21 protein-coding genes, 1 other RNA gene and 1 pseudogene are annotated in these 25,735 nt (G+C 73.5%); 13 read left to right on the top strand and 10 right to left on the bottom strand.

What is annotated here, in order from left to right; all coding sequences use genetic code 11:
• Positions 1-7 precede the first annotated feature (7 nt).
• On the bottom strand, positions 8-1,495 hold the full coding sequence (locus SLAV_RS25855) for an HtaA domain-containing protein (RefSeq protein ID WP_030238604.1): 1,488 nt from the start codon (positions 1,493-1,495) through the stop codon (positions 8-10).
• A 78-nt stretch (positions 1,496-1,573) separates the two neighbouring features.
• Positions 1,574-3,028, bottom strand: coding sequence for an HtaA domain-containing protein (locus SLAV_RS25850; RefSeq protein ID WP_100660962.1), 1,455 nt, complete (start codon positions 3,026-3,028; stop codon positions 1,574-1,576).
• A 128-nt stretch (positions 3,029-3,156) separates the two neighbouring features.
• On the opposite strand from SLAV_RS25850, the gene SLAV_RS25845 reads away from it, so the two are divergent.
• From SLAV_RS25845 to efeU, 6 genes are all read left to right on the top strand, one after another.
• Positions 3,157-4,179 (top strand): heme/hemin ABC transporter substrate-binding protein, encoded by a 1,023-nt coding sequence (locus tag SLAV_RS25845; RefSeq protein ID WP_030238599.1) that lies wholly within the window; start codon positions 3,157-3,159, stop codon positions 4,177-4,179.
• Position 4,180: 1 nt separating this feature from the next.
• Positions 4,181-5,314, top strand: a complete 1,134-nt coding sequence (locus tag SLAV_RS25840) for a FecCD family ABC transporter permease (RefSeq protein WP_051841355.1) — start codon at positions 4,181-4,183, stop codon at positions 5,312-5,314.
• Positions 5,311-6,228 carry a heme ABC transporter ATP-binding protein gene (locus tag SLAV_RS25835; protein ID WP_078950602.1) on the top strand — a complete coding sequence of 306 codons (918 nt, stop codon included), beginning with the start codon at positions 5,311-5,313 and terminating at the stop codon, positions 6,226-6,228. The genes SLAV_RS25840 and SLAV_RS25835 overlap by 4 nt, the downstream gene beginning before the upstream one ends.
• 174 nt (positions 6,229-6,402) lie before the next feature.
• Positions 6,403-7,542 carry an iron uptake system protein EfeO gene (gene efeO, locus SLAV_RS25830; RefSeq protein WP_030238591.1) on the top strand — a complete coding sequence of 380 codons (1,140 nt, stop codon included), beginning with the start codon at positions 6,403-6,405 and terminating at the stop codon, positions 7,540-7,542.
• 33 nt (positions 7,543-7,575) lie between these two features.
• Positions 7,576-8,838, top strand: a complete 1,263-nt coding sequence (efeB, locus tag SLAV_RS25825) for an iron uptake transporter deferrochelatase/peroxidase subunit (RefSeq protein WP_030238588.1) — start codon at positions 7,576-7,578, stop codon at positions 8,836-8,838.
• Positions 8,839-8,860: 22 nt separating this feature from the next.
• Positions 8,861-9,706, top strand: a complete 846-nt coding sequence (gene efeU / locus SLAV_RS25820; protein ID WP_030238586.1) for an iron uptake transporter permease EfeU — start codon at positions 8,861-8,863, stop codon at positions 9,704-9,706.
• A gap of 61 nt (positions 9,707-9,767) precedes the next feature.
• Here the strand turns inward: efeU and SLAV_RS25815 are convergent, their stop codons facing one another.
• The gene (locus tag SLAV_RS25815; protein WP_234333844.1) at positions 9,768-10,388 is read right to left on the bottom strand and encodes a GNAT family N-acetyltransferase; all 621 of its coding nucleotides are present in this window, start codon (positions 10,386-10,388) and stop codon (positions 9,768-9,770) included.
• Positions 10,389-10,782: 394 nt separating this feature from the next.
• Here SLAV_RS25815 and SLAV_RS25810 point away from each other — a divergent pair, with 394 nt between their 5' ends.
• Positions 10,783-13,263, top strand: coding sequence for a dolichyl-phosphate beta-glucosyltransferase (locus tag SLAV_RS25810; RefSeq protein WP_391385212.1), 2,481 nt, complete (start codon positions 10,783-10,785; stop codon positions 13,261-13,263).
• Positions 13,264-13,337: 74 nt separating this feature from the next.
• Here the strand turns inward: SLAV_RS25810 and SLAV_RS25805 are convergent, their stop codons facing one another.
• A complete protein-coding gene (locus SLAV_RS25805; RefSeq protein WP_030238578.1) occupies positions 13,338-14,099 on the bottom strand; it encodes an SDR family oxidoreductase in 762 nt (253 codons plus the stop codon).
• A gap of 108 nt (positions 14,100-14,207) precedes the next feature.
• On the opposite strand from SLAV_RS25805, the gene SLAV_RS25800 reads away from it, so the two are divergent.
• Positions 14,208-15,512 (top strand): multidrug effflux MFS transporter, encoded by a 1,305-nt coding sequence (locus tag SLAV_RS25800; RefSeq protein ID WP_037688495.1) that lies wholly within the window; start codon positions 14,208-14,210, stop codon positions 15,510-15,512.
• Between the two features lie 55 nt (positions 15,513-15,567).
• Complete coding sequence (locus tag SLAV_RS25795; protein WP_030238573.1) at positions 15,568-16,581, top strand: small ribosomal subunit Rsm22 family protein; 1,014 nt, start codon at positions 15,568-15,570, stop codon at positions 16,579-16,581.
• 40 nt (positions 16,582-16,621) lie between these two features.
• Here SLAV_RS25795 and ddaH read toward each other — a convergent pair whose 3' ends face one another.
• Positions 16,622-17,440, bottom strand: coding sequence for a dimethylargininase (ddaH, locus tag SLAV_RS25790; RefSeq protein ID WP_030238570.1), 819 nt, complete (start codon positions 17,438-17,440; stop codon positions 16,622-16,624).
• Between the two features lie 145 nt (positions 17,441-17,585).
• Between ddaH and SLAV_RS25785 the strand changes: the two genes are divergently transcribed.
• The gene (locus SLAV_RS25785; protein ID WP_030238567.1) at positions 17,586-18,215 is read left to right on the top strand and encodes a TetR/AcrR family transcriptional regulator; all 630 of its coding nucleotides are present in this window, start codon (positions 17,586-17,588) and stop codon (positions 18,213-18,215) included.
• A gap of 133 nt (positions 18,216-18,348) precedes the next feature.
• Positions 18,349-19,101, top strand: a complete 753-nt coding sequence (locus SLAV_RS25780; RefSeq protein WP_030238565.1) for a bifunctional DNA primase/polymerase — start codon at positions 18,349-18,351, stop codon at positions 19,099-19,101.
• A gap of 100 nt (positions 19,102-19,201) precedes the next feature.
• Here SLAV_RS25780 and yaaA read toward each other — a convergent pair whose 3' ends face one another.
• The gene (yaaA, locus tag SLAV_RS25775; protein WP_030238562.1) at positions 19,202-20,002 is read right to left on the bottom strand and encodes a peroxide stress protein YaaA; all 801 of its coding nucleotides are present in this window, start codon (positions 20,000-20,002) and stop codon (positions 19,202-19,204) included.
• A gap of 102 nt (positions 20,003-20,104) precedes the next feature.
• Between yaaA and SLAV_RS25770 the strand changes: the two genes are divergently transcribed.
• The gene (locus SLAV_RS25770) at positions 20,105-21,553 is read left to right on the top strand and encodes an RNB domain-containing ribonuclease (protein WP_037688492.1); all 1,449 of its coding nucleotides are present in this window, start codon (positions 20,105-20,107) and stop codon (positions 21,551-21,553) included.
• Positions 21,554-21,560: 7 nt separating this feature from the next.
• Here SLAV_RS25770 and SLAV_RS25765 read toward each other — a convergent pair.
• Together SLAV_RS25765 and SLAV_RS25760 are read right to left on the bottom strand one after the other, a co-directional pair.
• Positions 21,561-22,396 (bottom strand): annotated as a pseudogene (locus SLAV_RS25765) (hypothetical protein).
• A complete protein-coding gene (locus SLAV_RS25760; RefSeq protein ID WP_030238557.1) occupies positions 22,393-23,127 on the bottom strand; it encodes a MerR family transcriptional regulator in 735 nt (244 codons plus the stop codon). Before SLAV_RS25760 ends, SLAV_RS25765 begins: the two are co-directional and overlap by 4 nt.
• Before the next feature lie 78 nt (positions 23,128-23,205).
• Here SLAV_RS25760 and rnpB point away from each other — a divergent pair.
• An RNA gene (gene rnpB / locus SLAV_RS25755) (RNase P RNA component class A) lies at positions 23,206-23,608 on the top strand.
• Between the two features lie 36 nt (positions 23,609-23,644).
• On the opposite strand, the gene SLAV_RS25750 is transcribed toward rnpB, so the two are convergent.
• Both SLAV_RS25750 and SLAV_RS25745 read right to left on the bottom strand, forming a co-directional pair.
• Positions 23,645-24,271 carry a DUF4352 domain-containing protein gene (locus tag SLAV_RS25750; protein WP_037688489.1) on the bottom strand — a complete coding sequence of 209 codons (627 nt, stop codon included), beginning with the start codon at positions 24,269-24,271 and terminating at the stop codon, positions 23,645-23,647.
• Positions 24,268-25,407: an RNA-guided endonuclease InsQ/TnpB family protein gene (locus SLAV_RS25745; protein ID WP_051841354.1), complete on the bottom strand. Its 1,140-nt coding sequence runs from the start codon at positions 25,405-25,407 to the stop codon at positions 24,268-24,270. The genes SLAV_RS25750 and SLAV_RS25745 overlap by 4 nt, the downstream gene beginning before the upstream one ends.
• Positions 25,408-25,735 lie beyond the last annotated feature (328 nt).

The raw sequence follows: 25,735 nt of genomic DNA, 5'->3' as shown, positions 1-25,735 counted from the left end.
GCACGGGTCAGTGACCGGCCGTTCGGCGGCGGCGCGCGACGTACACGGCACCGGCGCCGGCGGCGATGACCGCGCCGGAGGCACCGAGGAGGGCGCCGGCCGGGACCTCGGCCCCGGTGGAGGCGAGCTTCCCGCCCACGGAACCGCCGGAGGAGCCGGTGGTTCCGGTGGAACCGCCGGTGCCGGAGGAGCCGCCGACCGTGCCGCCGGTGGTGGTGCCGCCGGTCGTGGTGCCCGTGCTGCCTCCCGTGGTGCCCGACCCCCCGGTGGTGTTCGAGCCGCCCGTGGTTCCGGTGCCGCCGGTGGAGGGAAGGGGGACGTCCTTGTCCAGGCCCACCGACAGGTTGACGTCGTCGATGCGCACGCCGGTCTTGTACATGGGCTCGCCCTTGTACGTGAAGGCGGCCGCGCCCTCGGCGGTGAGGGCGGCGCGGACGCCGTTCAGGGCCAGCACCTTGTTCTGCGTCGTGTAGTCCGCCTTCGGCAGGCTGAGGGTGGCGAAGGGGACGTTCGTCTTCGCGCCCTCGGGGGTGATGACGTCGAGGACCAGGGTGCCCTTGTCGCCCTCGGTGTCGACGCGCACGTTGGCGAAGGTCATGTCGATGCCGTGGTCGGCGTGCCGGAAGCGCAGGCTGCCCTCGAAGGAGGCGCTCAGCTTGTGCTTCTTGGTGTCCAGCTCGCCCTTGCCGAAGGCGAAGGAGAAGCTCTCGCCGTCCTTCACGGCCCCGGCCGCCGGGGTCACGCTGGTCACGTACGAGCGCAAGCTCTCCTTCACGCCCCAGCGCAGCCGGCCCGCGAGGAGCTTCTGCACCCCGTCGGCGGGGGGCGTGCCGCCGGTGGTGGAGGGCTTCGGAGAGGTGCTGGGGGAGGTGCCGGGGCTGGGGCTCTCGAACTGGACCTTGACGGTGAGCGGGTCTCCGTCCAGCTTGTTGTACCGGGTCGCACCCAGCGCGTCGGCCGTCTCCTTGGTGAGGACGGTCGCCAGCCTGTCCATCGGCGGCCGGCCGAAGGCGACGTCCGCGAGCGGGACGTCCTGGGTGGTGCTGCCGCCCTTGGTGACGTCGGCGGTGACCTTCTTGGTGCCCGTGTCGATGCGGAAGTCCGAGAGCTTGATCTCGAAGCCGTGGCCGACGGGCGGGGCGGGCGAGGAGAAGGTGACGCTGCCCTTGAAGGCGGCCTTCAGCACGTTCCCGGCGGCCTCGTCGTAGGCGCCGGTGGCTTCGCCGAACTGCAGGCTGCCGTCCGCGTTGGTCTTGGCGCCGTCGGCCACGGTGATGGTGCCCTTGGCCATGCCCGTCACGTACGCGCGGTAGTCGGCGAGCAGGCCCCAGTCGAGGGTGCCGCCGATGACCTTGACCGGCGCGGCGGCGGCCGGCGCCCCGGCGGCCGGCACGGCGTCCGCCGCCGTGGCGGGTATGACGAAGGCGGCGGCGGTGAGGGTGGCGGCGGTGAGGACGGCGGCCGCGAGGAAGGCGGGGCGGCGGTGGGACGACATGGGTGGGAACTCCCTGGAGGCATGGAGGGAAAGGAAGGGCTGGGAGGGCTGGGAGGGCTGGGAGGGCTGGGAGGGGCATTACGGGGTGTCGGCGGGCCCCGCGCCGGCCGCTGCCGCGCGGCGCCTGCGCAGCACCAGGAACGTTCCGGCGCCGGCCAGGACCAGGACCGCGGCGGCGGCGAGGCCGAGGTAGGCACCGGCCGACGAGGACCGCTCGGCCGCGGCGGCCGGACCCGGGGAGGCGGGGGCGGAGGCCGAAGCGGCCGGCGGTGCGGGCGAGGGGGCGGCCGTGGAGCCCAGGTCGGGCAGGGCGGGCAGGGTGGCGCCCGCGTCGAGCGCGACGGACAGCGAGACGGGGTCCATCTCGGTGCCCGGCCGGTACATGGAGTTGAAGGCCTGGGCGCCGCCCTCGGTGAGGGTGGCCGGGGCTTCGGTCAAGGTGGCGAGCTTCCCCTCGGTCTTCAGGCCCTTGGCGTCGAACGCGACGAGCGCCACGGCACCCTTCGTCTCCCCGCCGGTGGTCACGTCGGCGGTCAGGACGCCCTTGCCGTTCTCGACCTTGACGCCGACCTTGCCGAGCGTGAGGTCGAGATGGGCGCCCGTGAAGTGGACCGTACCGGCGAACGCCGCGTCGAGGGACCCCTTCTGGCCGTCGTACGACCCCTTGCCCCGCGGGAAGCGGAACAGCGCGCCGCCGTCCTGGGCGCCGTCGGCGAGCGTCCACTTGCCCTGGCCGATCGAGCCGGTCACGTACTCGCGGAAGGTGCGGCGCACGCCCCAGTCCACGGCGGCGTCGGCGAACGCGCCCTGCCCCTGCGGGGCTTCGGACGGCGCGCCCGGTGTCTGCGGGGACGCCGGGGCCTGGGCGGGCGGGGCGCCCTGCGGGGCGGTGACGACGTCGGCGGAGAGCGATACGGGGTCGAGCGGGGCGCCGGCCTGGTAGTAGCCGGCGAAGGCCTTGGCGCCCTGGGCCGTGAGGGTCGTGGGCACGTTGGCCAGGGCTATCGGGGAGCCGCCGCCCTTCATGCCGATGCCGCCGAGGGCGAGCGTGGCGAAGGGCACCTGGAACTCCTCGGTGACCACGCCGGTGTCCTTGGCCTTGCTGGACACGTCGAGGTAGAGGGTGCCGGTACCGCCGGAAATCCGGACGGTCGGCCGGCTGACGGTCATGTCGAGCTCGTACGCGCCGTCGGGCTTCTGGTGCCCCTGGAAGCTCACCCCGCCGGAGAAGGAGGCGTTGAACTCACCGGAGTCGGGGTCGTAGGAGCCGGCCGCCGAGTGGAAGCGGAACAGGCTGCCGCCCACGGTCGCGGCTCCGCCCTTCAGCTTGAAACCGCCTTTCGCGACCGGCCCCGTGACATAACTCTGGAAGGAGGATTTGACGCCCCAGTCGAGTCGGCCCCCCTGCACGGTGCGGCTCGCCGCGTGGGCGGCGGAGGCCGGGAGCAGGGCCCCGAGCAGGGCCGCCAGCAGGGCCGCCAGCAGGGCCGCCAGCAGGGCCGCGGTGAACGCGCGGGTGGGTCGTGCGGACATGGACGTCCCCCTCCAGGGTCTAGCAAGTGAGGTTAGGCTAACCTAAGCTATCCCGGTCGAGCGGGGAACCCCGATGTCGACGCGACCTCGCTCCCCGCCCCCACCCGCACGATCAGGACGGTGCCTTCGTGCCCACGCCCGCCACGCCACCGCGCTTCCCCCGCCTCGCCGCCGTCGTCGTGGCCCTGGCACTGGCCGTGACCGGCTGCGCGGGAACGGACGCCCCCGCGGGCTCCTCCCCCGCCCGGCCCGGCGCCGCCGTCCTCCCGGACCGGGTGGAACCGCTGGCCGGCACCGCGCGCCCCGCGCTGCCGGTGACGGTCCCCTCGGCCGACGGGACGCAGGTCACCGTCACCTCCGCTGACCGGATCATCCCGCTGACCGGCAGCCTCAACGAGATCGTCCAGACCCTCGGCCTGGGCGGGCAGGTCGTCGCCCGGGACATCACCGCCACCTTCGAACAGGCCGCGTCCCTGCCCGTGGTGACACGCGGTCACGACGTCTCCGCCGAGAGCGTCCTGTCGCTGCGTCCGACACTGGTGCTCGCCGAGACCACCACCGGACCCGCCGAAGCGGTCCGGCAGATCCGCGACGCCGGCATCCCGGTCCTGGTGCTCGCTGCCGCCACATCGCTGGAGGACGTGCCGAAGCGGATCGGCGCGGTGGCCGCCGCGCTCGGCGTGCGGGAGGCGGGCACGCAGCTCAGCGGCCGCACCGCCGACCGGATCGCCGCCGCCCGCAAGGGCGTTCCCGCCGGAACGGCGAAGAAGCCCCGGGTGGCCTTCCTCTACCTGCGCGGCACCGCGTCCGTCTACCTGCTCGGCGGCTCCGACTCCGGCGCGGCCTCGCTGCTGGAGGCGGCGGGCGCGGTGGACACCGGCAAGGAGTCCGGGCTCGGCAAGGACTTCACCCCGCTCACCAGCGAGGCGCTGGCCGCCGCCGCGCCCGACGCGATCCTCGTCATGACCAAGGGCCTCGAATCCGTCGGCGGCGTCGACGGCCTGGTCAAGATCCCGGGCGTGGCCCAGACGCCGGCCGGGATGGACCGCCGCGTGCTCACCGTCGACGACGGGGTTCTCCTCAACTACGGCCCCCGCACCGACCAGGTGCTCTCCTCCCTGGTCGCCCAGCTCTACGGCAAGGGCGCCTGACGTGACCCTCCCCTGCGATCCCCCGCGCGGCGGCGCAGCCGCGCGGGACACCGGGACCGCGCCCCCGCCCTCCCCGCGAGCCCCCGGCGGGGCCGCCGGGCCGGGCCGGCCCCGCCGGGCCCTGTGGCTCGCCGCCGCGCTGGTGACCGTGCTGCTGGTGCTCGCCCTGGTCTCCGCCGGAGTCGGCGCGTACCGCATCCCCACCGCCGACGTGCTCGCCTCCGTCCAGCACCGCCTGGGCCTCGGCGGTGCCCCCCTCGACCGGGTCGGGGAGAGCGTCCTGTGGAACGTACGCCTCCCCCGCGTCGTGCTCGCGGTGCTCGTCGGCGCCAGTCTCGGCTGCGCGGGCGCCCTGATGCAGGGGGTGTTCGGCAATCCGCTCGCCGAACCCGGCGTGATCGGCATCTCGGCGGGCTCCGCCGTGGGCGCGGTCGCCGCGATCGGACTGGGCCTCGGCTTCCTCGGGAACTGGACCGTCACCGCCTGCGCCTTCGTCGCGGGCCTGTTCACGGTCGGCGCCGTCTACCTGCTCTCGCGCAACGGCGGCCGCACCGAAGTCGTCACCCTGATCCTCACCGGCATCGCCGTCAACGCCTTCGCGGGCGCCCTGATCGGCCTGTTCGTCTTCTTCGCCGACAGCGGCCAGGTCAACCAGATCACCTTCTGGCAGCTCGGCTCCCTCGCCCAGGCCACCTGGCCCAAGGTGCTCGCCGTCCTGCCCTGCGCCCTCGCCGGACTGATCGCCGCCCCCCTGTACGCCCGCCGCCTCGACCTCCTCGCGCTCGGCGAACGCCCGGCCCGTCACCTGGGGATCGACGTGGAGCGGCTGCGCCTGGCCCTGATCCTGGTCGTGGCCCTGCTGACGGCGGCCGCCGTCGCCGTGGCCGGGGTCATCACCTTCGTGGGCCTGCTCGTCCCGCACCTGCTGCGGATGGCGAACGGCCCCGGACACCGCTTCCTGGTACCCGGCAGCGCGCTCGCCGGCGCCGTGGTCCTGGCCGGCGGCGACCTGGCCGCCCGTACCGTCGCCGCGCCCGCCGAGCTGCCCCTCGGCGTGCTCACCGCCCTGATCGGCAGTCCGTTCTTCTTCTGGCTGCTGCGCCGCACCCGGCGCAGGCAAGGAGGCTGGGCATGAGCGCCCTCCGCCGCGGCCGGGCCGCCCTCTTCGGCCGCCGCCCGCGCACCGTGCCCGCCCGCCCCGCCCCCGGCGAGGTCCTGGTCCGGGCGGAGGACCTGCACGTGCGGCTCGGGGAGCGCGAGGTGCTCGCCGGGATCGGGCTGAGCGCGTACGCGGGCGAGGTGCTGGCCCTGGTCGGCCCCAACGGCGCCGGGAAGTCGACCCTGTTGGGGGCGCTGGCCGCCGATCTGCCCGCGGACTCCGGGACCGTGTACGTCGACGGGCGCCCGGTGTCCGGGTGGACGGCGCCCGAACTGGCCCTGCGCCGCTCGGTGCTGCCCCAGTCGGCCGCGCTGTCCTTCCCGTTCCCGGTGGCGGACGTGGTCCGGATGGGCCGCGCCCCCTGGGCGGGCACCGCCCTGGCCGACGCCGACGAGGAGTCGGTGGCCGCCGCGATGGCCGCCGCCGAGGTGACCGGTTTCGCCGGACGCCCCTTCTCGGCCCTCTCCGGCGGCGAACGGGCCCGGGTCGCGCTGGCCCGCGTACTGGCCCAGCGGGCTCCGCTGATGCTGCTCGACGAGCCCACGGCCGCCCTGGACCTGCGCCACCAGGAGCTGGTGCTGCGGGTCTGCCGGGAGCGGGCCGCGGCCGGGGACGCGGTGGTCGTCGTCCTGCACGACCTCGGGCTGGCGGCCGCGTACGCGGACCGGGTCGCCGTGCTGCACGACGGGCGGATCGCCGCCGCCGGACCCCCCTCGGAGGTCTTCGGGGACGGGCTGCTGAGCCGGGTCTACCGGCAGCCGGTGGAGGTCTTCCCGCACCCCCGCACCGGGGCCCCGCTGGTGGTCCCCGTACGGGCGGAGGCCAAGGGAGAACCGGCCGGTAACCCTTGCGGCCCGCGGAACGCCGACGGGGACTTGACCAGCGCTTGACCTCCGCTTGAGTCAGTCATGGAGGGGCCGTGACGGGGTCGTGTCCGGGGCCGGAAGGTGAGAGCTGAATCACTGGACGAGCGGGCATCGGTCAGGTAAGCCTCGGTTAAGTTAGGTCCGCCTCACCAAGCCCCACCGAGCCTCACCCAGCCTCCACCCCCGCCAGGAGCCCGCATGCGCCCCGCCCGTCTCACCGTCCTCTCCGCGGCCGCCGTCGTCGTCGCGCTCACCGCCGTCACCGGCTGCGCGGACAAGGGCGACGACAGCGGCTCGGGCGCCATCAAGGTCAACGCGACGGACAGCGGCTGCGAGGTCTCCAAGACCGAGTTCCCGGCCGGCAAGGTCTCCATCGAGGTCGAGAACAAGGGCTCCAAGGTCACCGAGCTCTACGTGCTCTTCCCGGACGACCGCATCGTCGCCGAGCGCGAGAACATCGGCCCCGGCACCAAGGCCACCATCACCGCCGAGATCAAGGCGGGCGACTACGCGTTCGCCTGCAAGCCCGGCATGAAGGGCGACGGCATCCGCACCAAGGTCAAGGCCACCGGCCAGGGCAGCGGCGAGAAGCGCAGCCCCGAGCTGGACGCCGCGGTCGCCTCGTACCGCAAGTACGTCGTCGAGCAGGCCGAGGCCTCCCTCCCCACGACCAAGACCTTCGTGGACGCGGTCAAGGCGGGCGACGTCGAGGCCGCGAAGAAGGCGTACGCGCCCTCGCGCCTGGGCTGGGAGCGCACCGAGCCGGTCGCCGAGTCCTTCGGTGACATCGACCCGAAGGTCGACGTCCGCGAGGACGGCCTGGAGGCCGGTCAGACGTGGACCGGCTGGCACCGCCTGGAGAAGGCCCTGTGGGCCGACAACAAGATCGGCGACGACGAGAAGAAGCTCGCCGACACCCTGATGACCGACGTGACCGAATGGCACAAGAAGATCGGCACGGCGGAGATCACCCCGACCTCGATGGCCAACGGCGCCAAGGAACTGCTCGACGAGGTCGCCACCGGCAAGGTGACGGGTGAGGAGGAGCGCTACTCCCACACCGACCTGATCGACTTCAAGGGCAACGTCGAGGGCGCGGAGAAGGCGTACGAGCTGCTCAAGCCGACCGCCCAGAAGAACGACGCCGAGCTCGTCAAGCAGCTCGACACCCAGTTCGCGGCCCTGAACACCCTGCTGGACAAGTACCGCGCCGACAAGAACGGCTACGAGTTCACCTCCTACGACAAGGTCGGGGACGCGGAGCGCAAGGAGCTCTCGGACGGGGTCAACTCCCTCGCCGAGCCGCTCTCCAAGCTCGCCGCAGCGGTCGCCAAGTAGTACCGGGATCAAGGCAGAGGCGGGAGAAACAGCATGACCGACCAGGTGTCGCAGGAGTCCTCCACCGGCGCGGGTGCCCCCTCGCGGCGTTCGGTGCTCGGCTGGGGCGGAGCCGGTCTCGCGATCGGCGCCGCCGCCGCCGGCGGCACGGTCGCCGCGCTGGGCGGCGGCTCGGACATGGCTCCGGCGGCCTCCGCCGGGGCGGCGGTGCCGTTCCACGGCGAGCACCAGTCCGGGATCGCCAGCGCCGTCCAGGACCGGCTGCACTTCGCGGCCTTCGACGTGAAGACCAAGAACCGCGACGAGCTGGTCCGGCTCCTCAAGGAGTGGACCGCCGCGGCCCGTCTGATGACGGCCGGCCTGCCGGTCGGCGACGCGTACGAGGGCCTGCCCGAGGCCCCGCCGACCGACACCGGCGAGGCCCTCGGCCTCAAGCCCTCCCGCCTCACCCTGACCATCGGCTTCGGTCCGGGCCTGTTCGCCAAGGACCGCTTCGGCCTGGAGGGCAAGCGCCCGGAGGCCCTGGTGGACCTGGAGGCCTTCCCCGGCGACAACCTGGACCAGGCCCGCTCCGGCGGCGACCTGTGCGTCCAGGCCTGCGCGGACGACCCGCAGGTCGCCGTGCACGCCATCCGCCAGCTCGCCCGCATCGGCTTCGGCAAGGTCGCCGTCCGCTGGTCGCAGCTCGGCTTCGGCAAGACCTCCTCGACCACCCCGGACGCGCAGACCCCGCGCAACATGATGGGCTTCAAGGACGGCACCCGTAACGTCTCGGGCACCGACACCGCGGCCCTCGACAAGCACGTGTGGGTCGGCGCGAACGACGGCAGCGCCTGGCTGACCGGTGGCTCGTACCTGGTCGCCCGCCGCATCCGGATGCACATCGAGACCTGGGACCGGACCTCCCTGCAGGAGCAGGAGGACGTCTTCGGCCGCGACAAGGGCGAGGGCGCGCCGGTCGGCAAGTCCAAGGAGCGCGACGAGCCGTTCCTGAAGGCGATGAAGCCGCAGGCGCACGTGCGCCTGGCGCACCCGGACTCCAACGACGGGGCGACGATCCTGCGCCGCGGCTACTCCTTCACCGACGGCACGGACGGACTGGGCCGCCTCGACGCGGGCCTGTTCTTCCTCGCCTACCAGCGCGACGTCCGCAAGGGCTTCATCCCGATCCAGCGGCAGCTGGCGAAGAACGACGCGCTCAACGAATACATCCAGCACGTGGGTTCGGCCGTCTTCGCCGTCCCGCCGGGCGTCCGCGACAAGGACGACTGGTGGGGCCGGACGCTGTTCGCGTAGTCCCCGCCGGAGAGGAAACGCCGTGTTCGGCAACTATCTGATCGGCCTGCGCGAAGGCCTTGAGGCCAGCCTGGTCGTCTGCATCCTGGTCGCCTACCTGGTGAAGACGGAGAACCGGGGCGCGCTGCGTCCGGTGTGGCTCGGCATCGGGATCGCCTGCACGATCTCGCTGGCGTTCGGCGCTCTGCTGACCTTCGGCACCCAGGAACTCACCTTCGAGGCCCAGGAGCTCCTGGGCGGCAGCCTCTCGATCATCTCGGTGGGCCTGGTCACGTGGATGGTCTTCTGGATGAAGAAGACCGCGCGGCACCTGAAGGGCGAACTGGAGGGCAAGCTGGACGCCGCCCTCGCGATGGGCACGGGCGCCCTGGTGGCCACCGCCTTCCTGGCGGTGGGCCGCGAGGGCCTGGAGACGGCGCTGTTCGTGTGGGCCTCGGTCCGCGCGAGCGGCGAGGGCTCCTCGGCCCCGCTGATCGGCGTGCTGCTGGGCATCGCGACGGCGATCTTCCTGGGCTGGCTGTTCTACCGGGGCGCGCTGAAGATCAACCTGGCGAAGTTCTTCAAGTGGACCGGCGGCATGCTGGTGATCGTGGCCGCGGGCGTCCTCGCGTACGGCGTCCACGACCTCCAGGAGGCCGGCTTCCTGGACGGCCTGCACGACAAGGCCTTCGACATCAGCTCGGCGATCCCGCCGGACAGCTGGTACGGGGTCCTGCTCAAGGGCGTCTTCAACTTCCAGCCGGACCCGACGGCTTACCAGCTGGCGGTGTGGTCCCTGTACCTGGTCGTCGTCCTGGCGCTGTTCCTCCTCCCGGCCCGCCCCAAGGCGGCCCCGGCCCCGAAGGAACCGACCCCCGCCCGCGGCTGACCCCCGCCCGGCACCCCGCCCGACGCCCGGCCCCCGGCCGGGCGTCCCGCGTTTCCCGGCGCTACCAGAGCCGGTCGACGGTGCCCGGGTGGAGCGCCACCCTGCTCCCGCTCAGGGCGGCCCGGTCCGCTCCCCCGTCCGCCCCGGCGGCGAAGAAGGCGCCGAGCACCTCCTTGTCGAAGCCCGGCGCGTCGGTGGCCAGCGGCTCGTCGGGGGTCCCGCCGACGAGGACGGTCCCGGGCAGCCGCTCGAAGCCGGCCCTCTCGTAGAACGCCGCGAGCGGCCGGTCACAGCTGAACAGGGCCAGGTCCACGGCCGGATCGGCCTCCAGCACCGCCCGCGCCCCGGCCACCAGCCGGCCCCCGAGCCCCCGCCCGCACCACTCGGGCCGGGTCACCACACCGCTCAGCCCGGCGGCCCGCCGCACCCGCCCGCCGCACGGAACCTCCTTGTACAGCAGGGTCAGGGAAGCCCCGACCACCCCGTCCCCGTCGAGCAGCACCAGCACCCGCGGCCTCAGCAGCGGGTCGTGCCCGAAGCGGCTCCCGGGCCACACCCGGGCCTCGATCCCGGCCACCTGCCGCGCCAGCTCCCCGGGCAGCTCCGCCTCCGGGTACGCGGCCAGCCGCAGTACGGAACCGGGCGGCCCGCCACCCCGTGCGTCCCTGTTTTCAGTCGTCATGAGGGTCCCAACCGGAATATCTCCCTACGCATTTCCCGCGAGAACGGCCCGCCGTTCCGGGCGGATCGGTGGGTCGTCCGTTGAAGGCTGATCTATATTGGTCCGGGCCCTCTGTCCTTTCGACCACAAAAAGAGGCAGTTGGAGCCGCGCCGAGGGGGGTAACGATGCGTGGTCACACGGGGTAGAACCGTTATCCCCGCGAAAAAACATGGCCGAATTCGATTCGCCCGTCCGTAACTGCCGTCGCACAAGGTGTTCTCGGACCGGGTCTCCGAGTCTTTCCCCGCCGCCTCTCCCCCGCGGACGCTTCCGCGGCGGTGACGAGGCCGGGCCGGCCGTTCGTTCGCGGTGCGTCTCCCGGCCGGACCGGACAACTCGACGAATGGCTTGTACGTGCAGAACGGCATACTCAGGTCCCGCGGTGCCACCGCCACGGGCGAACCCGCCGACCAGGGACCGGGGGCCGTAGGCCTGTCCGTGGTCATCCCCGCCTACCGGGAGGAAGACCGCCTCGGGCCCACCCTGGACGTCGTCCGGTCCTACCTGGACTCCCACGTCGGCACCGGTACGGAGGACTGGGAGGTCATCGTCGTCGACGACGGCTCCCCCGACCGGACCGCCGCCGTCGCCCTGAAGGCCGGTGTCGACGAACACCGGATCCGGCTGGTGCAGTCCGAGCAGAACCGCGGCAAGGGCAGCGCGCTGCGGCTCGGCGTCGCGGCCTCGCTGGGGCGGCGCGTGCTCATCATGGACGCGGACCTGGCGACCCCCATGGAGGAGCTGGCCCGGCTGGAGAAGGCCCTGGCCGACGACCCGACCCTGGACGCCGCCATCGGCTCGCGCGCCCACCGCGACTCCGCCGTGGAACGCCAGCAGAGCGCGCTGCGCGAGGTGCTCGGCTGGGTCGGCAACCGGGTCATCCGGCTGGTCGCCGTCCGCGGGATCCGCGACACCCAGTGCGGGTTCAAGCTGTTCGACGGGGATCAGGCCCGCGCGGCCTTCGGGGCCGCCAGGCTCGACGGCTGGGCCATCGACGTGGAGATCCTCCAGTACTTCCGGCGCAAGGGGTGGCCGGTCGCCGAGGTTCCGGTCCGCTGGGCGCACCAGGACGGCTCCAAGGTCCAGCTCCTGGACTACCTGCGCACGCTCGGCGAACTGATGCGCCTGAACGCCGGCGGCATCGCCGTGGCCGCGCTGTACCTGCTGGCCTCCCTCTACCTCTACAAGGGGTGGTGGGGGGACCTGGACGGATCGATCCTCGCCCATTCCCTCCAGGACCAGAACCAGTGGGAATGGTTCTTCGGGGTCACCGCCGACAACGTCGCGCACCTGCGGAACCCACTGTTCACCGACTTCCAGAACATGCCGGACGGCGTGAATCTGATGGGGAACACGGTGATGCTCGGGCTTTCGGTCCCCTTCACCCCGGTCACCCTGCTCTTCGGCCCGACCGTCACGCTGGCCCTGGTGTTCACCCTCGGCATCGCCGCGACCGCCTGGTCCTGGTACTGGCTGATCCACCGCCGGTTCACCGAGAGCCGGTGGGCGGCCGCCGCGGGCGGGGCCCTGGCCGCCTTCGCGCCGCCGATGGTCTCGCACGCCAACGCCCACCCGAACTTCGTCGTGCTCTTCATGATCCCGGTCATCATCGACCGGGCCCTGCGGCTGTGCGAGGGCAGGAACGTCGTCCGCGACGGCGTGCTGCTGGGGCTGTTCTCCGCCTACCAGATCTTCCTCGGCGAAGAGCCGTTCCTGCTGGCCGCGATGGGCATGCTGATCTTCGCCCTCGTCCACGCGTACGTCGACCGCGAGACCGCCCGCGCGGCGGTGCGGCCGCTGGCCAAGGGCCTGGCGATCACGGCGGCCGTCTCCCTGCCGCTGGTCGCCTTCCCCCTGTACTGGCAGTTCTTCGGCCCGCAGAGCTACCACTCGGTGCTCCACGGCGAGGGCGGCGCCGGCAACCCGCTGCGCGCCCTGACCGAGTACTCGGCCCGCTCGCTGTTCGGCAACGCCGAGACCGCGGGCAGGCTCTCGCTGAACACCACCGAGCAGAACGCCTTCTACGGCTGGCCCCTGCTCGCCCTGGCCACCGGCATCACCCTGTGGCTGTGGCGGCGGCCCGTGGTGCGCGCCCTCGGCATCACCGCGCTGGCCACCGCCGTGCTCTCCCTGGGACCCCGGGTGGAGATCGACAAGTTCGGCATCACGGTTCCCGCGCCCTGGCGGGTCCTGCGGCACCTGCCGCTGCTCGAATCGGTCATCGAGAGCCGGGTCGCCATGGTGTGCGCGCCCGTCTTCGGCATCCTGCTGGCCCTCGCGCTCGACCGGATCGTGGGCTTCCGCGCCCGCGAGCACCGCTTCGTGGGGTACCTGGCCGTGGCCGCCGCGCTGGTGCCGATCCTGCCGCTGCCGCTGGTCGTCGAGGAGCGCGAACCCGTACCGGCCTTCATCGCCCGGGGCCTGTACGAGGACTACCTCAAGGACGGCCGGTCCCTGGTCCCGGTGCCGCTGCCCGACCCCCGGTACGCGGCCTCCCTGCGCTGGCAGAGCAACACCGGCTTCGGGTTCAAGCTGGCCGGCGGCTACTTCAACGGGCCCGACGGGCCCGACCGCGTCGGGATCTACGGCGCCAAGCCCCGGATGCTGTCCGACCTGCTGCGCGACATGCGCTGGGGTACCGTCCCGCCGCCGGACGTCACCCCGGAGATGCGCGAGGAGGCCCGTGGGGACCTCGCCCACTGGAAGGCCGGTCTGATCGTCCTGCCCGTGGCGCAGGAGCGCACCCCCGAGCTGCGCGGCACCCTCACCTCGCTGCTCGGCAAGGAGCCGCAGAAGGCGGCCGACTGCTTCATCTGGCAGGTCGACCCCGTCTGATCCCGCAAGGGCGCGGGCGGGAGGCGCGGGGTCACGGCCGTCACCGGCCGTGGCCCCGCCGCCGTTCCCGGCCGTCAGCCGCGGCCGATGTACGGCATCGCCGTCGCCATCACCGTCGCGAACTGGACGTTGGCCTCCAGCGGCAGCTCCGCCATGTGCAGGACCGTGCGGGCCACGTCGGCGGCGTCCATCACCGGTTCCACGGCCAGCCGGCCGTCCGCCTGGAGGATGCCGGTCTGCATGCGCTCGGTCATCTCGGTGGCCGCGTTGCCGATGTCGATCTGGCCGCAGGCGATCCGGTACGGGCGCCCGTCCAGGGACAGGGACTTGGTCAGGCCCGTCATGGCGTGCTTGGTCGCGGTGTAGGCGACGGAGTTCGGGCGGGGCACGTGGGCGGAGATGGAGCCGTTGTTGATGATCCGGCCGCCCTGCGGGTCCTGCTCCTTCATCGCCCGGAAGGCGGCCTGGGCGCAGAGGAAGGAGCCGGTGAGGTTGACGTCGACGACCTGCCGCCAGGCCTCGTAGGAGATGTCCTCCAGCGCGACCCCGGCCGGGCCGAAGGTGCCGGCGTTGTTGAAGAGCAGGTCGAGGCGCCCGTAGTGCTCGCGGACGGTGGCGAAGAGCGCGGCCACGTCGGCCGGATCGCTCACGTCCGCCCGTACGGGCAGGACGTCCGCGTCCGGCCCGGCGGCCGCGGCCGTCTCCTCCAGGGGTCCGGTCCGGCGTCCGGCCACGGCCACCGACCAGCCCGCCCCGGCCAGGGCGAGGGCGACGGAGCGGCCGATCCCGGTACCGGCACCCGTCACGACGGCGATCTTCTTCAGCGGTGGGTTCATGGGGCCGCAGGGTACGTCACACCGCACGTCCGGCTCGGGACGTTCCGACAGCTGAGAGCATGGGTCGGTCAGGGGTGCGTACATCGGATGAGAAGACTGGAGTTCGGCATGTCGGAGAGAGGCCCGTCGGCGGCCCCCGCGCAGGGCGGCACGCCCGGATCCCCGTCCCCCTCGCCCGCCGCGGCCGTCCCCCTGGCGGCCGCGCGCCGCACCGGTCTGCTGGTGACCTTCGTGCTGGGCGGGCTCACCGCGCTCCCCCCGCTGTCCATGGACATGTACCTGCCGGCGCTGCCGGAGGTGACCGACGCCCTGCACAGCCCGGCCGCGACCGTCCAGCTCACCCTCACCGCCTGCCTCGCGGGGATGGCGCTGGGCCAGCTGGTCATCGGCCCGATGAGCGACAAGTGGGGCCGCCGCCGGCCGCTGCTCGCGGGCATGGTCCTCTACGTCCTCGCCACCGCGGTCTGCGCCCTCGCCCCGACCGCCGAGCTGCTGATCGGCTTCCGCCTGGTCCAGGGCCTGGCCGGCGCCGCCGGGGTCGTCATCGCCCGCGCCGTCGTGCGCGACCTGTACGACGGCGTCGAGATGGCCCGCTTCTTCTCCACCCTGATGCTCATATCCGGGGCCGCCCCGATCGTCGCGCCGCTCATCGGCGGCCAGGTGCTGCGGCTCGCCGACTGGCGCGGGGTCTTCGTCGTCCTCGCCGTCGTCGGTCTCGCCCTCACCGTGGTGGTCTGGCGCAGCCTCGGGGAGACGCTCCCGCCCGAGCGCCGCCAGACCGGCGGCGTGGGTTCCGCGCTGCGGACCATGCGCGGGCTGCTCGGCGACCGGGTCTTCGCCGGGTACACCCTGACGGGCGGCTTCGCCTTCGCGGTGCTCTTCTCCTACATATCCGCCTCGCCCTTCGTGGTACAGGAGATCTACGGGGCCTCCCCGCAGGCCTTCAGCCTGCTGTTCGGCCTCAACTCCGTCGGGCTGATCGTCGTCGGCCAGATCAACGGCAAGCTGCTGGTCGGCCGGGTCAGCCTGGACAAGGCCCTGGGTGCCGGGATCGCGACCATCACCGTGGCCTCGGTGGCGCTTCTGCTCATGTCCACGGGAGCGTTCGGGGAGGTCGGGCTGGTGCCCGTCGCCGCCGCGCTGTTCGTGCTGATGTCGGCGATGGGCCTGGTGCTGCCGAACACCAACGCGCAGGCGCTGATGCGCACCCCGCACGCCGCCGGCTCGGCGTCCGCGCTGCTGGGCACCTCCTCCTTCCTCGTCGGCGCGGTCGCCTCCCCGCTGGTCGGGATCGCGGGCGAGCACACGGCGGTGCCGATGGCGCTGGTCCAGCTGAGCTGCTCGCTGCTGGCGGTGGGCTGCTTCCTCGGCATGTGCCGCCCCTGGCGGCCGCGGGAGCCGCTGGCCGCGTGACGGCGGCCGCTGCCCGCGTCACCGGGCGCCCGGCCCGGCGCCGTAAACTTCGCTGGTGAACGCCTCCGCCCCCACCACCGCCGAGACCCTCCGCAGCGCCCTCGCCGGGCTGCTCGACGGGCTCCCGCCGAAGCAGGCCGCGGCCGCCGTCGAGCGGCTGATCGCCAACTACCGGGGCACCACCCCCACCGACGCGCCCGTCCTGCGCGACCGCTCCGACGTGGCGGCGTACGCGGCCTACCGGATGCCGGCCACCTTCGAGGCCGTACGGGCCGCCCTGGACGGGCTGGCCGAGGCCGCGCCCGAGTGGGTCCCGGGCTCGCACGTGGACGTCGGCGGCGGCACGGGCGCCGCGGCCTGGGCGGTCGACGCCACCTGGGACGGTCCCCGCACCACCGCGGTGCTGGACTGGGCGGAGCCCGCGCTCGCCCTCGGCCGGGAGCTGGCCGGCCGCTCCTCCTCCGAGGCGCTGCGCGGTGCCGAGTGGCGCCGGGCCGTCATCGGCAGCGGCATCGCGCTGCCCGACGCGGACCTGGTGACGGTGTCGTACGTGCTCGGCGAACTCACCCCGCAGGCCCGCCGGGCGGTCGTCGCCGAGGCGGCCCGCGCGGGGCGGGCCGTGGTGCTGATCGAGCCGGGCACCCCCGAGGGTTACCTGCGCATCCGCGAGGCCCGCGAGCAGCTGATCGAGGCCGGGCTGAAGGTCGCCGCGCCCTGCCCGCACGACGGGGCCTGCCCGATCGAGGTGGGCCAGGACTGGTGCCACTTCTCGGCGCGGGTCAGCCGCTCCTCCCTGCACCGCAAGATCAAGGGCGGCTCCCTCCCGTACGAGGACGAGAAGTTCAGCTACGTCGCCGCGACCCGCTTCCCGGTGGCGCCGGTCCCCTTCCGGATCACGCGGAGGCCGCAGATCAGGAAGGGGCTCGTCCTGCTGGAGCTGTGCGGCCCGCAGAGCGGCGAGGGGGCCGGCCTGAGCCGGGCCACCGTCACCAAGCGCCACGGCGACCTCTACAAGGCGGCGCGCGACGCCGACTGGGGCCAGGAGTGGCCGCCGCCCGCCGACGCGTAGGCCGCCGGGGCCCCGGCCGGTGGAGCCGGGGCCGCCGGGGTCACTGCTCCCGGGGCCTCAGCTCCTGGGTGCAGCACTTCACGCTGCCGCCGCCCTTGAGCAGCTCGCCCAGGTCCATCGGCACCGGCTCGAAGCCGCGCTCGCGCAGCGGCGCGAGCAGCCCGGTCGCGGCCTGCGGGAGCAGCACGTGGCGCCCGTCGGAGACCGAGTTCAGGCCGAAGGCCGCCGCGTCCTCGGAGTCCACGATCAGGGCGTCCGGGAAGAGGCGCCGCAGGACGGCCCGGCTGCCCGGGGAGAACGCCGGCGGGTGGTACATGATCTCGTCGCCGTCGAGGACGCAGAGCGCGGTGTCCAGGTGGTAGTAGCGCGGGTCCACCAGGTCGAGTCCGATGACGGGGCGGCCGAAGAACTCCTGGGCCTCGTCGTGCGAGAGCGGGCTGGAGCGGAAGCCGCGGCCCGCCAGGATGTACGTGGCGGTGACGGCGAAGTCGCCCTCGCCCTCGTTGACGTGGGACGGCTCGTGGACGTCGGTGAATCCGTTCGCCCGGAACCAGTCGAGGTGGATCTCCGCCTCGGCGGCGCGCTCGGGGTAGGCGAACCGGGCGCCGAGCACCCGGCCGTCGACGACGAGGGCGCCGTTCGCGGCGTAGACCATGTCGGGCAGGCCGGGCTGCGGTTCGAGGATCTCGACGGTGTGGCCGAGGGAGCGGTAGCGGTCCCTCAGGTCTTCCCACTGGGCGTGTGCGAGGGGCAGGTCCACCGGTTTCGTGGGGTCCATCCACGGGTTGATGGAGTACGTGACCTTGAAGTGTGCGGGTGGGCACATCAGGTAGCGCCGGGGTGTGGCGTCTCTGCGCAAAGAAGGCTCCTCACGACTGCGGACTCACGTGCGTGCGTCTGTGGAAAGAATCGTCTCTCCTCAAGGGGGACCGCGCAGTGAACTGATTGGGTGGTTTACGGAATGGATGAAAGACGAGACGTCTCGCATTGATACGTTGGGCGTCATGAGCAAGTCCCCCGACGCCACCCGCCGCAGCGAGCGCTCGCGGCGCGCCATCCTCGACGCCGCACTCACGCTGGTGGGCGAGGTCGGCTACAACAAGCTGACCATCGAGGCCATCGCCGCCCGGGCGGGCGTCGGCAAGCAGACCATCTACCGCTGGTGGCCCTCGAAGGCCGCCGTCCTGCTGGACGCCTCGCTGTCGCTGTCCGGGGAGGCGGTGGAGGAGGGCGGCTGGACCGGCTTCCCCGACACCGGGGACCTGGCGGCCGACCTCAAGACGGTCCTGCGGATCACGGTGGACCAGTTCCTCGACGAGCGGTACGACGCCCCCACCCGCGCCCTCACCGCCGCCGGGGCGACCGACCCCGACCTGGGGACCCGTTTCACCGAACAGCTCCTCGAACCCCAGCTCGCCCTCTACGAGGCGCGGTTGCGCACGGCCGTGGACGCGGGGCAGCTTCCTGCGGACACCGACCTGCGCCTGATGGTGGAGATGCTGGTGGGACCGCTGACGTACCGGTGGCTGATGCGGACCGCGCCGCTCGCCCACGCGCACACGGACGCGCTGGTGGACGTGGTGCTGCGCGGGGTGGGATACGTCACCACCCGCCCGGCCGCCGCCGGGGCCTGACCCGGCGGCCGAGAACATATGGCCGAATTCTATGGTTATGGGAGGGCCCCGATCGGGGGGTGCGGTCACCCGGGACTCAGGATGGTGGGACCATGGGACGGTCTTCCGGGGCAACGTTGAGGTGAGGGGATAGATGGGGTCCGAGTCCGGCCGCGTCAAACGCGGCGAGCAGAGCAGGATGTCCCAGTGGCTGCGCCGGCGCCGCAAACCCGCCCCTCCCGAAGACCCCGCAGCCGCCCGCGAGGCCCTCCTCCTGGCCGTCGCCGCCGCCGGACTGCCGCTCGCCCCGGCCGCGCATCCCGCCGGCTACCGATGTTCGTGCGACCGCATCGGCTGCCCCACCCCCGCGCGGCACCCGGTCTCCTTCGCCTGGCAGACCCAGTCGACCACCGACCGCGCGCAGATCGAACGCTGGGCCCGCAACCAGCCGCAGGCCAACTTCATCACCGCCACCGGCATGGTCCACGACGTCCTCGACGTCCCGCTGGAAGCCGGACGTGACGCGCTGGAACGCCTGCTGGCCGCGGGCATCGAGGTCGGACCGGTCGCCGAATCGGGCGGCACGGGGGACCAGGCCCGGATGCTCTTCTTCACGGCGACCCGCGGGACGCCGGAGGACGAGGACGAATGGTGGCCCTGCGAACTGGACTGCCACCCCGAGACGATGGACGAACACCCCGGCCTGCGCTGGCACTGCCGCGGCAGCTACGTCCTCCTCCCCCCGGCCACCCTCCCCGGGGACTTCTCGGTGAGCTGGCTGCGCGACATGCGCCACCCGCTCCCGGACCCCCTGACGCTGCTGGAAACCCTCACGGACGCCTGCGCCCAGTACGCGGGCACCGCCGCCCAGACCCCCGCCACCGTCGCCTGGCCCCTGGGGCGCTGACCCCGGACGGCCCGGCGCCGGCCCCGTTCGCCGCACGCCCGGCCGGCCGACGGGGCCGGGCTCGGGCCGGCGGCCTGGCCCCGGCCCCCGGCCCCCGGGCTCAGTGGATCTGGCTCACGACCACGTCGAGGGACCACGGCTTCAGCGGCTTCGCCGGAGCCTGCGCCTCGACCGTGTACCCCAGGTCCCGCAGGGCGGTGACGAGTTCCGCCGGGGACGCGGGGACGGCCCCGGTCAGCAGCAGGTCCCGTACCAGGCGCCCCTTGGTGGCCTTGTTGAAGTGGCTCACCACCGACCGCTTCTCCACCCCGTCCACGACCTGCGCGTGCAGCACCCGTACGGTGGCCGTGCGCCCCGCCGTCTCCCCCTTCGGCTTCCACGCCGCCCCGTAGGCCGAGGACCGCAGGTCCAGCACCAGCCCGTCGCCCGCCGCCTCCGGCATCACCGAGGCCATCGGGGTGCGCCAGTACGCCCCCAGCGCGCCCAGCGCGGGCAGCTTGACCCCCATCGAGCAGCGGTAGGAGGGGATCCGGTCGGTCACCCGCACGGCGCCCCACAGCCCGGAGAACACCAGCAGCGACCGCTCCGCGAGCTCCCGGGCGGGCGCGGGCAGGGCGGCCAGGCCGAGCGCGTCGTAGAGCACCCCGGTGTAGATCTCCCCGGCCGGCCGGGCCGGGGCGTCGAGCAGCCCGGCATTCTTCGCCACCTCGCCGCGCAGCCCCTCGCTCAGCCCCAGCACCTCGCGCGCCTTGAGCTCGTCCCCGCAGCACAGTCCGACGAGCTCCTCCAGGACGGCCGCGCGCGCCTCCGCGAGCCCCGGCAGCGACAGGGAGCCCGGCTCCAGCGGTGCGCCGGAGCCGCCGGCGGCCTTTCCCTCGGAGGGCGGCAGCAGCACGAGCACGGTGGTTCTCCTTCGACAAGACGCGGCGCAGGGGATGCGGCCCCCGAGCCAGGGTAGACCGCTCACCGCGCCGCCCCGGCCCGTCGGCCCTACGCTCGACCCATGCCACGCCGTCACCTGCACATGACCGGCGCAGAGGGTGCTGCCCTGCGGGCCGCGCTGCGCGACCTGCGCACGCGGCTGGGCGTGCCCGCCGCCTTCCCGGACGGGGTGCTCGCCGAGGCCGAACGGGCCGCCGCCGCCCCGCGGCTGCCGTCCGAGGACGCCACCGACCTGCCGCTGTTCACCATCGACCCCCCGGGCTCGGTCGACCTCGACCAGGCCATGCACCTGGCCCTGCGGCCGGCCGGCGGCTACCGCGTGCACTACGCCATCGCGGACGTGGCCGCCTTCGTCACCCCGGGCGGCGCCCTCGACGCCGAGGCCCACCGCCGGGTCACCACCCTCTACTTCCCCGACGAGCGGATCCCGCTGCACCCGGCCGTCCTCTCGGAGGACGCGGCCAGTCTGCTGCCCGGCCGGACCCGCCCGGCCCTGCTGTGGCGCCTCGACCTGGACGCCGACGGCCGCGTCGAGACCACCGGGGTGCGCCGGGCCCTGGTCCGCAGCCGGGCCCGGCTCGACTACGAGGGCGTCCAGAAGGCCGTCGACTCCGGCACCGCGGAACCCGCCCTGGCCCTGCTGAAGGTCGTCGGAACGCTGCGGGAGGCCCTGGAGACGGAGCGCGGCGGGATCTCCCTGAACGTCCCCGAGCAGGAGGTCACCGAACGGCCCGACGGCTCGTACGCCCTGTCCTACCGCGCCCCGCTGCCCGCCGACGGCTGGAACGCGCAGATCTCCCTGATGACCGGCATGGCCGCGGCCGACCTGATGCTCGCCACCGGCACCGGCATCCTGCGCACCCTCCCCGCCGCCCCCGACGGCGCGGTCGGCCGGCTGCGGCGGGCGGCGAAGGCCCTGCGGATCGACTGGCCGCACCACGTCCCGTACGCGGCGCTCGTCCGCTCCCTCGACCCGCACCTGCCCGCGCACGCCGCCTTCCTCCAGGAGTGCACGGCCCTGCTGCGCGGCGCCGGGTACACGGTGTTCACCGGCGGGCGGACCCCGGACCCGGCCCTGCACTCCGCGGTCGCGGCCCCGTACGCGCACTGCACCGCCCCGCTGCGCCGCCTGGTCGACCGGTACACCGGCGAGCTGTGCCTGGCCGCGTCGGCCGGGACCGACCCGGCGGGGTGGGCCGTCGAGGCGCTGGAGGCGCTGCCGCACGAGATGGCGGAGGGCGGCCGGCTGGCGAACTCCGTGGAGCGGGAGTCCGTGGACCTGGTGGAGGCGGCCCTGCTCAAGGACCGGGTCGGGGAGACCTTCGAGGCGACGGTGATCGACGTCAAGGAGCAGGAGCCGCGGGTGGGCACCGTCCACCTGGAGGACCCGGCGGTGGTGGGCCGCGTCGAGTCCCCGACGGCACAGCTGCCCCTCGGCGACCGCATCCGCGTCCGCCTCACCCGGGCCGACCCGGGCACCGCCAAGATCCTCTTCACCCCGGCGCGGTGAGCGCCCTTCACGGGGGTGCGGGCAGCCGCCGCAGCGCGCCGACCAGGGCCCGCGGGTCGTCCGCGTGGAAGCGGATCGTACGGGCCGACGCGCGGGCACCGAGCGGCCTGCGGAACTCCAGCGGCCGGTTCAGCTCCAGGGTCACCGTGGTCTGGCTGCCCACGATCAGGTCGAGCACCCCGTCCTCGGAGAGGGTGACGAGCCGGCCCTCGGGGTAGCGCCGCTCCACCCGTACCGAGGCCACCGCGTCCGGCGGGACGGCCAGGTCGAACAGGGCTCCGTAGCGGATCCGCAGGGACCCGTCGGGCCGCACCCGTGCGGCCGGGTCACGCAGGCGGCGTGCAGGGCGAGCACCAGCAGCACCCCGTACACGTCGAGGACGAGCAGCACCCGGTGGACGGCGGGCCAGGGGATCAGCACGGCCAGCCCCACGGTCTCGATCACCGACACGAAGAGCAGTCCGTACATCATCGCCGTCTGCGGTCCGGTGTACGCGGCGGCGAGGTCCCCGGGGCGCACCCCGTGGGTGCGGCGCACCGTCCAGCGGCCGAGGGAGGCGATGGCCCGCAGCTCGTGCAGCAGCAGGCGGCGCACGGACTCGGGGACCGCGGCGCGGACCGCGTCCCGGCGGGCCTCGCGGGGGGTCAGGCCCCGCGCGCGGGCGGCCGCGTACAGCGACCGCAGCACCCACGCCTGGAGCAGCAGTACGGCGCACACCAGCAGCTCGGCGGCGGGCGGGAGCCCGCCGGGGAGCCGCACCCCGGCGGCCGGGCAGACGGCGAGGAGCAGCTCGCCCGGGATCACGGCGGCGGCCGCGATCCGGGCCGCGCGCAGGGCGCTCACGTGCGGCCCCCTTCCACGAACGCCGCCATCACGCGGCGGACGACCTCCGCCTGGGCGGGCGCGTACTCGGCGAGCAGGGCCTCCTGGAAGCCGGGCGCGACCGGCCCGTCGGCCGGGACCGCGTCCAGCAGCCCGGCGGGGACGGCCGCGACGAGCGCGTCGGCGAGGGGGCCGATGCGGGGGTCGTCGACGGGGGCCCCGGCCAGCTCGTCGAGCCGCTCGTAGAGGGCGAGGACGCCCGGGTCGGTGACCAGCGGGGCGAGCGCGGCGTACATCTGCTCGCCGGCCGCTCCGGTGGCGTCGAGCAGGGTGAGGTGCTCGCGGTCCTTGGCGGCGGACGGGGAGGTGGTGACCGGGGCCCGTGCGAGCAGTGCGGCGAGGCCGGGCGAGACGGGCTCCCCCTCTGCGGGCCCGGCCGCGAGCAGCTCCGCGAGCCTGCGGCGGCGGGCGCCGAGTTCGGCCTGCTGGCGGGCGAGGTCGGCGTCGAGTTCGGCGAGCACCTCGGCCAGCTCGCGCCCCGCGTCGTCGGCGAGCACGTCGCGCACCTCGTCGAGGCCGAGGCCGAGCTCGGTGAGCCGGCGCACCCGTGCGAGCAGGACGGCGTCGCGCACGGTGTAGGTCCGGTATCCGTTGGGGCGCCGCTCCGGTTCCGGGAGCAGCCCGACATGGTGGTAGTGCCGGATCGCCCGGGTGGTGAGCCCGACGAGCGCGGCGATCTCTCCGATCCGCATGGGGTCCAGTAGAAACCCTGCCGTTGCGTCAAGGTCAAGCGGTGACGGCACAGCCGGTAACATGGTGGCCACGACAGACGAGTCGGCCGGGCGGCCGCGTCGGGGTCCCCGGATCCCGCCGAGGAACGTCCGGGCTCCACAGGGCAGGGTGGTGGGTAACGCCCACCCGGGGTGACCCGCGGGACAGTGCCACAGAAAACAGACCGCCGGGGACTTCGGTCCCCGGTAAGGGTGAAACGGTGGTGTAAGAGACCACCAGCGCCTGAGGTGACTCAGGCGGCTAGGTAAACCCCACCTGGAGCAAGGTCAAGAGGATCCGTCCCCGGACGGGTCTGCGCGAACGCTTGAGGGCTGCCCGCCCGATGTTCGCGGGTAGACCGCACGAGACCGGCGGCAACGCCGGTCCTAGATGGATGGCCGTCTCCCCGGCGACCGCGAGGTCTCCGGGCGACAGAACCCGGCGTACAGGCCGGCTCGTCTGCCGTACCCCTCCCCGGCTTCCGGGGCAGGGCCGCGGCTACTTCACCGAGGTGCTGTAGCTCTTCCCGAGCAGCCCGTTCTTGAAGTAGACCGTCTTCGCGGTGATCTTCCCCTTGACGGTGACGGCCCCGGTGACCTTCTCGCCCTTGGCGAGCGTGACCGTGTCGATCTGGTCTCCGGCGGCCCCGAGTTCGGCCGTCTTGCGCGTGCCGTCCGCGGCCGTGACCTCGAAGTAGAGGATGTTGACGCTGACCTCCTTGTCGCCGTTGTTGACGACGGTCACCTGCACCGAGGTGTAGTCGTCGCCCTGGGCGAGCACGCTGGCGTTGAACTCGGCCGGGGTCGCGGTCAGCTCCACGTCCTGCTTCGCCACGGGCTTCGACGCGGGCGTCCCGGACGCCGCGGGGGCGGATCCCGGCGGGGCCGCGGCGGGCGCCGAGACAGCGGGCATCGAGACCGACTTCGCGCCGTCCTTGGCACCCTTCTTGAACGCGTCGTTGCCTCCGATGATCGCCCCGCAGGCCGCGAGGAGCAGCGACAGCCCGATCAGTCCGCCGCAGCCGATCCCGATGATCTTGCCGACGTTGTTCTTCTTCGGGGGCTGCGGCGGGACCGGGTAGCCGTAGGGCGGGGGCGGCGTCTGGCCGGGGTAGGGGTTGCTCATGGTGACTTCCTGTTCGGTGACCGACGGCGGACTCGAAGCCGTGAGCGGGCATGCCGCGTTCTCTCGGAGAGGGGGAGTGCGTGCTTGGCTCTCGCTCCGCACTGTGCGCAGTCCATGGTGGTGTGCGCGGGGTGGACCAGGTGCACGGTCCGGCCGTGCTTGTGGGCCATCTCGATCAGGGCCGTCTTGGTGGCGCCGATCGCGGCGTCGGCCGCCTTGCGGGCCATGGTCGTCTTCGCGAGGAAGCGCGGCCGGAAGTCCTCCACGGCGAGGTGGTCGAAGTCCCGGACGACGGCTTTGGCCCACTTGCGGCCGGTGTCCTGCCGCTGCCGGGCGATCTTCTTGTGCGTCTTCGCCGCAGCCCGGCGGGCCTTGCGGTAGCCGGCGGTGTCGGGACGGTTCTTCGGGGTCTTCCGCCGGGCCATCATCCGCTGATAGCGGGCCAGGCGCTGCGCGGCTGTCTTCCCGTGTTCGGCATGCGGCAGGTCGTGGGCTCCGGACGTGGTGGTCGCGGTCTCCTTCACACCCCAGTCAATACCGATCACGGCCCCGGCCGGGGGAAGCGGCTGGTGCTCGGTGGCGACGACGAACGAGGCGTACCAGTGGCCGAGGCCGTCCCGGTACACGCGCACGCTCGACGGGCCTGTGGGGAGGTCCCGAGACCACACCACACTCAGCACGATCCCGCCGGCCAGGTGCAGGCGGCCGTCCCGCAGGCGGAAGCCGCGCCGGGTGTAGTTCAGCGACGGCGCCGCCTCCCGCTTCCGTTTGACGCGGGGCATCCCGGCCCGCTGCCGCATCGGCAGCTTCGCCTTGATGTCCCCCAGCGCCTTCGAACGCGACTTCGCGAAGTCCCGGATGACCTGCTGCTGCGGCACCGAGCTGCCCTCACGCAGCCACGCCATGCCCCGCCGGGCCCCGGTCAGCATCCTGTCCAACTGCGCCGGACCACACGTCGTCTTCTGTCTGGCGTTCTTGTTCAGGCCGTGGACCTTGCGGGACATCGCCACGCACTCGTTCCACACCCACCGGCACCGCGCCCACTCGCCTTCCAGACGTGCCAGGGCGGTGGACGACACGCGCAGACGGTACGTGTACCGGGCATGCACGGCGCCGTCGGCTGCCGCTGCGATCATCACGATCCGAACCTAACAGCCCCCACTGACAACGTAAGAGAGCACAGTTCAGAACAGACGCGCAGGGAACTTCGCCGCTACGCGACTCCGAGCCAAGGACCCATTCCTCCCCGCCCTGAAGGGCGGAGTCTCCTGGGAGAAATCAGGTGAGCACCCATGGCCCCGGCGGGCGGGTCGCCCCCGCCCATCCCGGTGATCCGGCGACGATCGGCCCCTACCGGATCATCGGCCGTCTCGGCACGGGCGGCATGGGCACCGTCCACGCCGGTCTCGACCCCCGGGGCGTACGGGTCGCGGTCAAGGCCGTGCATCGGGCGCAGGCCCAGGA

It is taken from the genome of Streptomyces lavendulae subsp. lavendulae (genome assembly GCF_002803845.1).
Lineage (GTDB): Bacteria > Actinomycetota > Actinomycetes > Streptomycetales > Streptomycetaceae > Streptomyces > Streptomyces lavendulae.
The sequence above is the reverse complement of the archived record's forward strand: the minus strand, read 5'-3'. Positions and strand labels throughout refer to the sequence as shown.